15 protein-coding genes are annotated in these 9,888 nt (G+C 67.7%); 9 read left to right on the top strand and 6 right to left on the bottom strand.

The genetic code is table 11. The features are described from left to right. Positions 1-466 precede the first annotated feature (466 nt). The gene (locus B7R22_RS17645; protein WP_116413007.1) at positions 467-1,915 is read left to right on the top strand and encodes an MDR family MFS transporter; all 1,449 of its coding nucleotides are present in this window, start codon (positions 467-469) and stop codon (positions 1,913-1,915) included. A 118-nt stretch (positions 1,916-2,033) separates the two neighbouring features. Here the strand turns inward: B7R22_RS17645 and B7R22_RS17640 are convergent, their stop codons facing one another. Further along, positions 2,034-2,411: a hypothetical protein gene (locus tag B7R22_RS17640; RefSeq protein WP_116412999.1), complete on the bottom strand. Its 378-nt coding sequence runs from the start codon at positions 2,409-2,411 to the stop codon at positions 2,034-2,036. A gap of 97 nt (positions 2,412-2,508) precedes the next feature. On the opposite strand from B7R22_RS17640, the gene B7R22_RS17635 reads away from it, so the two are divergent. The 5 genes from B7R22_RS17635 to B7R22_RS17615 all read left to right on the top strand — a co-directional run bounded on the left by B7R22_RS17635 (position 2,509) and on the right by B7R22_RS17615 (position 5,444). Continuing rightward, positions 2,509-3,321: a DUF1206 domain-containing protein gene (locus B7R22_RS17635; RefSeq protein ID WP_116412998.1), complete on the top strand. Its 813-nt coding sequence runs from the start codon at positions 2,509-2,511 to the stop codon at positions 3,319-3,321. 231 nt (positions 3,322-3,552) lie between these two features. After that, on the top strand, positions 3,553-4,500 hold the full coding sequence (locus B7R22_RS17630) for a ketopantoate reductase family protein (RefSeq protein WP_116412997.1): 948 nt from the start codon (positions 3,553-3,555) through the stop codon (positions 4,498-4,500). Positions 4,501-4,542: 42 nt separating this feature from the next. After that, complete coding sequence (locus tag B7R22_RS17625; protein WP_116412996.1) at positions 4,543-4,731, top strand: PLDc N-terminal domain-containing protein; 189 nt, start codon at positions 4,543-4,545, stop codon at positions 4,729-4,731. 48 nt (positions 4,732-4,779) lie between these two features. Continuing rightward, entirely contained in the window at positions 4,780-5,034 is a 255-nt protein-coding gene (locus B7R22_RS17620) for a type II toxin-antitoxin system Phd/YefM family antitoxin (RefSeq protein WP_116412995.1), read from the top strand. Next, positions 5,031-5,444, top strand: a complete 414-nt coding sequence (locus B7R22_RS17615; protein WP_172582530.1) for a type II toxin-antitoxin system VapC family toxin — start codon at positions 5,031-5,033, stop codon at positions 5,442-5,444. The genes B7R22_RS17620 and B7R22_RS17615 overlap by 4 nt, the downstream gene beginning before the upstream one ends. A gap of 19 nt (positions 5,445-5,463) precedes the next feature. Here B7R22_RS17615 and B7R22_RS17610 read toward each other — a convergent pair whose 3' ends face one another. The 3 genes from B7R22_RS17610 to B7R22_RS17600 all read right to left on the bottom strand — a co-directional run bounded on the left by B7R22_RS17610 (position 5,464) and on the right by B7R22_RS17600 (position 6,490). Then, on the bottom strand, positions 5,464-5,673 hold the full coding sequence (locus B7R22_RS17610) for a hypothetical protein (RefSeq protein WP_116412993.1): 210 nt from the start codon (positions 5,671-5,673) through the stop codon (positions 5,464-5,466). A gap of 41 nt (positions 5,674-5,714) precedes the next feature. Further along, positions 5,715-6,092: a DUF2256 and DUF3253 domain-containing protein gene (locus tag B7R22_RS17605; protein ID WP_116412992.1), complete on the bottom strand. Its 378-nt coding sequence runs from the start codon at positions 6,090-6,092 to the stop codon at positions 5,715-5,717. 89 nt (positions 6,093-6,181) lie between these two features. Further along, positions 6,182-6,490, bottom strand: a complete 309-nt coding sequence (locus B7R22_RS17600) for a DUF7882 family protein (RefSeq protein ID WP_116412991.1) — start codon at positions 6,488-6,490, stop codon at positions 6,182-6,184. 115 nt (positions 6,491-6,605) lie between these two features. Here B7R22_RS17600 and B7R22_RS17595 point away from each other — a divergent pair, with 115 nt between their 5' ends. After that, the gene (locus B7R22_RS17595) at positions 6,606-7,412 is read left to right on the top strand and encodes a DUF429 domain-containing protein (protein ID WP_116412990.1); all 807 of its coding nucleotides are present in this window, start codon (positions 6,606-6,608) and stop codon (positions 7,410-7,412) included. A 144-nt stretch (positions 7,413-7,556) separates the two neighbouring features. Here the strand turns inward: B7R22_RS17595 and B7R22_RS17590 are convergent, their stop codons facing one another. Next, entirely contained in the window at positions 7,557-7,916 is a 360-nt protein-coding gene (locus B7R22_RS17590) for a TIGR02611 family protein (RefSeq protein WP_116412989.1), read from the bottom strand. Between the two features lie 335 nt (positions 7,917-8,251). Here B7R22_RS17590 and B7R22_RS17585 point away from each other — a divergent pair, with 335 nt between their 5' ends. Both B7R22_RS17585 and B7R22_RS17580 read left to right on the top strand, forming a co-directional pair. Beyond that, positions 8,252-8,749, top strand: coding sequence for a MarR family winged helix-turn-helix transcriptional regulator (locus B7R22_RS17585; protein WP_116412988.1), 498 nt, complete (start codon positions 8,252-8,254; stop codon positions 8,747-8,749). Between the two features lie 87 nt (positions 8,750-8,836). Then, positions 8,837-9,067, top strand: a complete 231-nt coding sequence (locus B7R22_RS17580) for a hypothetical protein (protein WP_116412987.1) — start codon at positions 8,837-8,839, stop codon at positions 9,065-9,067. A 10-nt stretch (positions 9,068-9,077) separates the two neighbouring features. Here the strand turns inward: B7R22_RS17580 and B7R22_RS17575 are convergent, their stop codons facing one another. After that, on the bottom strand, positions 9,078-9,863 hold the full coding sequence (locus tag B7R22_RS17575; protein WP_116412986.1) for a class I SAM-dependent methyltransferase: 786 nt from the start codon (positions 9,861-9,863) through the stop codon (positions 9,078-9,080). Between the last annotated feature and the right edge of the window lie 25 nt (positions 9,864-9,888).

Here is a 9,888-nt window from a genome sequence, read left to right as displayed (position 1 = left end):
GCGAGGGTCGCCGTCTCCGGCCTGTCGATAGTGAGTGATTCTCGGGTCATGCGACAAGCCAACCACATCCAGTAACGATCCGAAGCCGAATACCGAAAGTGGTGGAGAACTCGCGAAACGACCCGCCTGTGGAGGAGAAGAAGAGGGAACGCGAGCAGAAACGAGGGATGCGCAACTCCGCCGACTGCGCTAATGTGTACGATGTTCACATGCCCCGCCCGGGCGTGGCGTGGAATAAACCTCGCCCTGCCCGCCTTCTCCCGAAAAGCCCGACGGCTCATTTTCGACTTCCCGCGTCGAATCCCGCACTGCACTCCCGCTTGAACCGACAGGAGCCCTGGTGTCTGACAAGACCCTCCCCGATACACGATCAGCGCAAGACGCACCGCAGGCGCCCCAGAACCTGAAGCCCCAGCGCCCCGACACCGCCACGCCAACCACGCCGACCACCCCGACCACCCCGACCATCCAGAGCGACGAAGAGACGCGCCTCGCCGCCCGCAACAAGCTGGTCATCGGCATCCTGCTCGTCAGCGCGTTCATCGTCATCCTGAACGAGACCATCATGAGCGTGGCCCTGCCGCGCCTCATGGAAAGCCTCGACATCCCGGCCGAGTCAGCGCAGTGGCTCACCACCGCATTCATGCTCACGATGGCCGTGGTCATCCCCATCACCGGCTTCCTTCTGCAGCGTTTCAACACCCGCCCCGTCTTCATCGCCGCAATGACCTTCTTCAGCATCGGCACGTTCGTCGCCGCGATGGCGCCCGGCTTCGAGGTGCTGCTCATCGCCCGCGTCATCCAGGCCTGCGGCACGGCGATCATGATGCCGCTGCTGATGACCACCGTCATGACGCTGGTGCCGGCATCCTCCCGCGGACGCACCATGGGCAACATCTCGATCGTCATCTCGGTCGCACCGGCCATCGGCCCGACCATCTCGGGGCTCATCCTCAGCGTGCTGGACTGGCGCTGGATGTTCTGGCTCGTTCTTCCGATCGCCGTTGCGGGCCTCATCGTCGGAGCCTTGCGCATCCCGAACGTGACCACCCCCCGCAAGGCGCCGTTCGACGTTCTCTCGGTCATCCTTTCGGTCTTCGGCTTCGGCGGCCTGGTCTACGGCCTCACCACCATCGGTGGTGCGAATGCGATGAGCTGGATGCCCGTCTGGGGTCCGCTCGTCGTCGGGCTGGTTGCGTTGGGGCTCTTCGTGCTGCGTCAGCTGCAGTTGCAGCGCACGGACCGCGCGCTGCTCGATCTCCGTACGTTCCTCTCGAAGAACTTCACCCTGTCGATCGTGATGTTCGCGATCAGCATGATGGCGCTGTTCGGCACGCTCATCCTGCTGCCCCTGTACCTGCAGAACGTGCTGCGCCTCGACACCCTCTCGACCGGGCTGCTGCTGCTGCCGGGTGGGCTCGTGATGGGTGTTCTCGCACCCTTCGTCGGGCGGATCTACGACAAGCGCGGCCCGATGGTGCTGCTCGTTCCCGGTGCGATCATCGTGAGCGCGGTACTCTGGTCGCTCACCATGGTCACCTCGACCACACCGGTGCCGCTCATCCTGACCGCCCACATCGTGCTCAGCGTCGGTCTCGCGCTGATGTTCACGCCCCTGTTCACGGCGAGCCTCGGGTCGCTGAAGCCGGCACTGTACTCGCACGGCAGCGCCGTCGTCGGAACCGTTCAGCAGGTCGCCGGTGCGGCAGGCACGGCGGTGTTCGTTACGCTCATGTCGTCGAGGGCGGCGTCTCTGGTGGCGACGGGATCCGATCCGATCCTCGCGCAGACCGACGGCATCCGTGCGGCGTTCCTCGTTGGCGCGATCGTGTCGCTCGGGGCCGTCGCAGTGGCGTTCTTCGTGCGGAAGCCGGTGGACCAGCCGGGCGGCGCGCCCGCCCCGATGGGTCACTGACCCCGACCCGACACACGAACGGGAGGAGATGGGCCGACGTACACCGCTATTTGCGGGACGTTGGCTCATCTCCTCCCGTTCTGTCGTTCGACGAGGAGGGTTGGTGGGGCGCGAGGGGTTAAGCGAAGATACGGAACCCGTTCGCCACGCGGTTCACCGGCACGAACACGGCGAACAGCGGAACGATGATACGCAGCATGTAGACGAGCACCGTGATGTCGGCCAGGTCGACGACGAGGAACAGAACGATCGCAACCAGCCCGAACAACATGGTGCGGAGGGCGGTGCGCACCCAGTCCACGAAGAGCAGCGCGAAGCCCACGGACACCAGAACGAGCGCGGTGTCGACGACGAAGGCGCCGAGCAGGGGGTTCTCGACGAGGTGGGCGATGCTGAACAGCACGATCCCGACAGCCCACATGGTGACGAATGCCAACCCGGCGACCGGCTTCGGCAACGCCCTGCCCGGAGACCTGACCACGATGTTGTCGACCATTGCGCTGTTACTCCTCGTTCGGGATCTGCTGGAACCTGCAACGAGCTTATCCTGCAACCCCTGCCCGCCGTTTCAGGGTCGCCGCTACGCTGAACGGATGACCGGCAATCCTGCATCCCAAGCCGCCCGCCAGGCGGAGAACAGCCCGGTGTTCCGCGTGCTCGCCCGTCTCGGCTACGCGGTCAACGGGCTCCTCCACGTGCTGATCGGCATCATCGGCCTGACCGTGGCGCTCGGCTCGGGCGGCGGTGAGTCGGCCGACCAGACCGGCGCGCTCGGTCAGCTCGCCACGAACCCCGCGGGCCGCGCCCTCCTCTGGGTGATCGTCGTCGGTCTCTTCGCGCTCGGGCTCTGGCAGGTCGTCGCGGGATTCCAGGTGAGCAACAGCGACCCGAAGAAGGCCTGGGGCAAGCGCGCCTCCGAGTTCGGCAAGGCCGTGGCCTATTTCGCGGTCGGTGCGACGGCGCTCACCTTCGCGCTCGGCGGCTCGAAGAGTTCGTCGGATTCGAGCCAGAGCGCCAGCGCAACGGCACTGGCCACCCCCGGAGGTGTCGTCGCGATCGTCGTGGTGGGCCTGGTGGTGGCCGGCATCGGCGTCTTCTTCGTCTTCCGTGGTGTCACCCGGCGGTTCACCAAAGACCTGTCGTTGCCATCCGGCGCTGTCGGCACCGCGGTCGTCGTGGTGGGTGCCGTCGGCTACATCGCGAAGGGCATCGCGCTCGCGATGGTCGGGGTGCTCTTCGTCGTGGCGGCCGTGACGTTCGACCCCGCCAAGGCGACGGGAATGGATGGCGCCCTGAAGGCGCTCGCCGCCCTGCCGTTCGGCACGGTCATCCTGATCGCCGTGGGCGTCGGCCTGATCGCCTACGGCGCCTACCTCGCCGCCCGGGCCCGCTGGGGCAAGCTCTGAGGCAGCAGCCTGCCGCGCGATCATTCGCCCGAACCCGTGGCCGAAGGGACGCAGGTCGTTCCACGTCGGGAGCGTTGGCGCGATGTGGGTCCCTTCGCAGCCATCCTGGTAGCGCTTCGCCGCAGTGCGTCGAGCGGCTGCGCCTGTATGTCGAGCTGTGCCACTATGTGGGCGGCTGCGCCAGTATGGGGAGGGCGAGTCGGCCCCGAGAGGCCGGCAAGAGGGAGCAGCGTGCGGGTACTGGTTGTGGGTGCGGGAGCCGTCGGCGGCTACTTCGGGGGACGGCTCCTCGCGGCGGGGCGGGATGTCACATTCCTCGTGAGGCCGGCGCGGGCCGCTGCGCTCGCGAACGACGGGCTCGTGGTGCACACCCTCGACGGTGACGACGTGGTCGTGCCGGGTCCCGCGACGGTGCAGGCCGGCGAGCTGGCCGGTGCCGGCGGGTTCGATGCGGTGCTGCTCTCGGTGAAGGCGTACGCGCTCGAGCAGGCTCTGGATGACCTGGCCCCCGCCATCGGAGCGAAGACGTTCATCGTTCCGGCCCTCAACGGCTTGCGTCACGTCGATGTGCTGCGTGAACGGTTCGGCGATGAGCACGTGGTGGGCGGAGTCTGCGTGGTCGCCGCCCAGGTCGACCCGGACGGCAGCATCCGCCAGGTCGGAGCAGGAAACAGTCTTTCGTACGGTGAGTTCGACGGCTCGGTGAGCGACCGGATGCTCGAGCTCGACTCCTCGCTCACAGGGGCGGGTTTCAGCACGAGAATCTCACAGACCATCGACCTCGACATGTGGGAGAAATGGGTGATGCTCGCATCGGGAGGTTCGCTCACTACCCTGATGCGAAGCGCGGTCGGGCCCGTCGTGGCCGCGCCGGGCGGGCTCGCTCTCGCGACCGGGCTCGCCGAGGAGTGCTTCGCCGTCGCCACGGCGGCCGGCTTTCCTCCGCGGGAGAGACAGCGCACCTTCGTGCTCGACACCCTCACTGCGGAGGGATCGACGTTCGGCACGTCGATGTTCCGCGACCTGATGGGCGGTGCCGAGGTGGAGTCGGAGCAGATCGTGGGCGACCTGGTCGCGCGGGCCGGTGTGCTCGGGGTGCCGGTTCCGCTGCTGTCGCTCGCGAACACGAACCTGTCGGTCTACCGTGCCGAGCGGGCGGCGCGGCTGGGGTGGTCCTAGGGTTGTTCCGAGCGCCCCGAGGGGGGCAGAGAGGTGGATCCCGTGGACCCGATTTCCGGAGGCCTCGGCCTCATCGGCCTGATCATCTTCATCGTGACCGTCGTGTCGATCGTGCGGAACCCCAACCACGGTGCCGTCGGCAAGTTCCTCTGGATCCTGGCGGCCTTCTTCCTGAACATCCTCGGCTCGATCCTCTGGCTGATCTTCGGCCGCGGTCGCGTGCGCACCTGATCGACGGTGTGTATTCTGGCTAGGTGATCTAGCCAGAAAGGATGTGCCATGGTCTCGGTCAATGTGCTCGACGCTCGCAACAGTCTCTCCAAGCTGGTGGCAGCCGCGGCCGACGGCGAAGACGTGGTCATTTCCAAGCGGGGTCGCCCGATCGTCCGGCTCGTGCGAGTCGACGCCGAGCCTCAGCACACAGGGAGCCGGGCGGCTGAGTGGTTGACCCGCAATCCTCCTCCCGCCTATTCGGAGCGAACGACAGACGAACTCGACGCACAGATCAGCTCGGAGAGGGATGCCTGGGAGTGATCTACCTCGACTCCTGCGTTGTCATCTACGCTGTCGAAGACGCTGGGGCGCTCGGAACTGCCGTGCGGCAGAGGCTGGCCTCGATGGCGAACGAGACCGTCGCCATCAGCTCGCTGGTGAAGCTCGAATGCCTGGTCGGGCCGCTTCGAAACGATGATCTGGCGCTGGCGGATCACTACCGGCGGGCTTTCGAACAGTTCGAGCTGGTCGAACTGTCGGATGCGCAGTACCAGCGCGCCGCTGAAATTCGGGCGCGTCACGGCATCAAGACCCCCGACGCACTGCATCTCGCCGCGGCGCAGGGTGCGGGCTGCACCGAATTCTGGACAGCCGATTCACGGCTTGCGGCGGTGTCGCACGGGCTGGCCGTCGATGTTCTGGCCGGGGCCGGGCGTATCCCGGAGGGGTGAGGTAGGCGGCTGCGGATGCTCAGGGCATCCGAGAGCGCTTGGCGATCATCCGGGGCGCGATCCAGACGAGGGCTATCGTGCCCACGATCGCCCGCACGGCGGCGAAGACGAGAACCCACCAGCCGAGTGCGTTGCCGCCGAGCAGCAGGCCGACGCCGATGAGCACCAGCGCGACATCCGCGGCGTAGGGGACCTTCAGCCAGAACATCAGTCGGCGGGTGGGATCCATGTTCCCATTCTGCGCTCAGTTCACTCCGAGTCAGCGCTTGTTCAGGAACGACGACGACGGATCCGGATCGGGCCCTTCGCCGTCGAGGGATCCACGACCTTTCCGCCCTGCGTGATCTCGACCTCACCGGCGGCCACCATGCGCCGCGCGGCCCGCCGCACCGGCTCCATCAGCGAACGCCATTCGTCTTCGTCGGCGGTCATCGCGCGCACCACATCTGACGGGCAGATCGTTGCCGTCGCCGACCGCGTCGCGAGCAGGGTGCGGATGCCCGTCTCGAGCTCGCGGTCGACAGCCGACACTTTGCGTCGTCGGCACACGTCGCTGCAGTAGAGCACGTCGTCCCAGTCGCGCTCCCACTTCTTTCGCCACTCGATACGGCGGCCGCAGGAGGCGCAGGTCTTGTCGGCAGGGGGCATGGATCAATTCTCGGCCGGTCGCGGCCGGTGGCCAGGGGGGTTGCGCGGTGGGCGGAGCGCGTCTCTGTTCCCGGATGACCTGGCCCCGGTCATCCGGAAGTCCGCTCCGGCTCGTCCACGAGAGTGAGGCCCGACGAGTTGTTCGCGGTCGCGACCAAGGCTTCGACCCAGGCGCGGTTGAGGGGGCCGGTGCGCCCGGTGAACTGGAAACGCAGAGCGATCGCCGGGTGGATCCAGAGCACGGTGTGACCCGAGCCGTTCCGGGTCTGGTTGGCGAAGTGGAATGTGAACGGCTCGCCCCGCCCCAGTTTCTGCACAATCGCGGCTCGCAGATGGGCGAGAGTGCGATCGTCGAACTCGAGCGTCGCCTCGGGACTGCCGTACATGATGCTTCCCACCGTGAACCTCCTCGGCGTCGCCTTTCGACGCGCCCTCTCGGGGATAGGAGGGATTCGGAGCTGGGCTCGCCGACAGATTGCCGGGCGCCTGCCGGGAGCTTGTTACGCTGCTCCGATGATCACCGCCGGCGTCGACCTCGCCACCGAGCCGAAGGGCACGGCGCTCGCCGTCATCGAGTGGTCGGAGCCGACCGGCCGGGTCGCCGACCGTGGCGCAGGCGCGGGTGCCGCCACCGCCACCGCCACCGCCGCCGCCTCGCTCACCTCGCTCACCCTCGGCGTCGATGACGCACTGGTCGCCGACACGGCCGAGCGGGTCGACAAACTCGGGATCGACTGCGCCTTCGGCTGGCCCGACGACTTCGTGGAGTTCCTGGTGGCACACCACGAGGGGCAGGCGCTCGACCCCGGTGTCGACGGCGGCATCGACTGGCGGCGTACCCTCGCCTACCGCGAGACCGACCGGGTGGTGCGGGAACGCACAGGGCGGTGGCCGCTCAGCGTGTCGACGGATCGGCTCGGCCTCACCGCGATGCGTGCGGCGGGGATGCTTGCGCGGATCGCCGAACGCGGCGTCCCGATCGACCGGTCGGGCAGCGGGCTCGTGGTCGAGATCTACCCGGTCGCATCGCTCCGGCTCTGGGGACTCGTGACGGCCGGCTATCGGGCGGATGCCCTGCGCCGCGCCGAACTCATCGACGATCTGCTGGCTGCCGCACCCTGGTTCGACATGCAGGGCTTCCGGCCGCTCATGCTGGGCTCGACCGACGCATTCGATGCCGTCGTCGCGGCGCTGGCCACGCGGGCGGCCGCGGTCGGGCTCGTCGACCCGCCGGGGGAACGGATGCTCGCCCGAGCTCGGCGCGAAGGCTGGGTGGCGCTGCCGAACGGGTCACTGCAGTCCCTCGTCGATCCGCGCTGACGCGCGCAACCCGGGGGAGGGGGTGGCGCGACGGGTCTGCTGCGCGACCGGATTGCTGTGCGTCGAAATTACTCCGCGCTGACGCGCGCCCGGTGACGCTCGTCGGGCCGGGCTGAAGCTCGGCGGCCGGGCCGACGGAGGCTGCTACTGCATGGCGGCGGCGCGCGAACGGCGGGCGACGCGTTCGGCGCGCTGACGGTGCCACCACGCGGTGGCGCGGTTGAGCATCCGGCGCAGGAACGCATTGAAGCGGCGTGCCACCGCGAACTCGGTGCCGAGCGCGGCGAACCCGAGGAAGACGATGAGCCAGCCGGGGCCCGGCAGCGGGATAAGCACGATTCCGACCAACACGATCGTGATGCCGACGATCGCCAGCGCGAGCAGATAGGCGAACCTGAGCTTCGGGTGCAGCTCGATGTAGGCCCGCCGCCGGGCGAGCCACAGCCGGAAGGGATGCCGGGGTGAGCTGCCTTCGGCCGCACTTCGTTCCACCGCGGTCGTCATGCCCTCCACGGTAGGAGCCGCGGCTGGGAATTCGGGGAGACGCCGGTCGACGCCCAGCGCTTGCCCAGCCGCAGACACGTGCGCCCGCCGATCCGACGGAGCGCGGCGGGTTGAAGGGACGCAAAATGCTCCTGCGACACGCCTTTAGCGCGTTTTGGGTCCCTTCGGCGCGGCATCGCCGTCACCTGAGCGCGGCTTGGATTTGCCTCGCCGCCAGAACGGCGGCTTCCGGAGCACCGAAGTAGGCGGTGTGCTTGACAGCCGACCGTCGGGCCCGTGTGGAAAGAGTCGCCCGTCAACGGTTGTTGCGTCAAGCATTGGGTTAGGATTCTCGCATGACGGAACAGCGCTGGCTCTCCGCGGAGGAATCCCGCGCCTGGAAGAAGTTGATCGCTGTCGTCGAACTCCTGCCCGGTGCGCTCGACTCCCAGCTGCAACGGGATGCCGAACTCACGCACTTCGAGTACTTCACCCTCGCCATGCTCTCCGAAGCGCCCGAGCACACGTTGCGGATGACGGCGCTCGCCGCGGTGACCAACTCCACCCTGCCGCGACTGTCGCACGTCGCGAGCCGGCTGGAGCAGCGCGGGTACCTCCGAAGGAGCCCGTGCTCCGAGGATCGCCGCGCCACCAACGCCTCGCTCACCGACGAGGGTTGGCAGAAAGTTGTGCACACCGCCCCCGGCCATGTCGCCACGGTCCGAACGAACGTCATCGATCCACTCGACCGGTCCGAAGTGAGGGAACTCGACCGCATCATGGGCAAGATGCTCCGGAAACTCGACCCCGACAACCGGTTCAAGGCCCTGGGCATCGACTCTGACGAGCAGTGATCACGCCGCCTAGCGCTGCCCGCCCCGCCCCGTCAAGCGCCGGGACCGGCCCGGCGACGATCCAGTCGTGAGTGCTAGAAATGAAATATGAAGAACAAAGTCGGTTTCGTATTCGTCGCTCTCGTCGCCTTTTTCGCCTACACGCTGGGCGCGAAGGCCGGTAAGGCTCGCTACAAGGAGATCTCCTCGGCTGTCAGCAGCTTCTGGAACGACCCGAAGGTCAAGAAGGCCCGCAAGCGCGCGCTGAGCGATGCCAAGAAGGCCACGGAGTCCGCCGCCAAGAAGGCCGAGAAGGCCGCCAGGAAGCGCTTCTCCTGACGCGAGGTGCTCAGGGCGTTACGCGGGCGAGGGTGACGCGGGTCACATAGGGCATCGTGTACGTGGTGTGCGAGGCGAGGTCCGGATGCTCGTCGAGCAGTCGTTCGACACGGCGCATGACGTTCGAACGGCCCTCCGGCTGCAACGCGATGATGTAGCTGCGCGACGTCACCATGGCGAGCAGTTGCTGACGGCTCAGCGGGTTGTCCCAAAAGAACTCAACGTGGGCGCTCGGGGCGAGGGGCGCCGAGATCGTCGGCGTGCGGCTGTCGTACTGTTCGGCGGCTGAGGGCTCGATGATCCCGGTCAGGCGGGCGACCCAGTCGACGCTCTCGTCGCGGATGTTCCAGACGAGTGCCAGCAGCCCGCCCGGCTTCAGAACGCGCGCGACCTCGGCCGAGGCAGCTGGCACATCGACCCAGTGCCAGGCCTGCGCGAACGTCACCAGGTCGGCGGAGGCATCGTCGAGGGGCAGCTTCTCGCCCGTGCCTGCCAGGGTGACGACCCCCGCCAGCTTCGCTGCCAGCGTCTCGCGCATGGCGGCGTCCGGTTCGACGGCGACGACCTCCGCACCATGGCCGAGCAGTGACGCCGTGAACTTTCCCGTCCCCGCACCCACGTCGACGAAGGTGCGGGGCGTCGTGCCCGCGGCACGGGCGGGCCGGTCATCCGGATGCCCGGCCTCGAGTTCACCGAGGATCCACTCGACCGCCTCGGCAGGGTAGCTGGGGCGGCCGAGTTCGTAGTCGCCGACAGCCCTTCCGAAAGAGAGAGCGTGTTCGGTCTCGCGTGTCATGGTGCTCCCAGTCTAGAAAGCTCCG

Source organism: Subtercola boreus, assembly GCF_003399635.1.
In the GTDB taxonomy this organism is placed as follows: domain Bacteria; phylum Actinomycetota; class Actinomycetes; order Actinomycetales; family Microbacteriaceae; genus Subtercola; species Subtercola boreus_B.
Note: the sequence above shows the minus strand (reverse complement) of the source record. Positions and strands in the feature narration are given on the sequence as shown.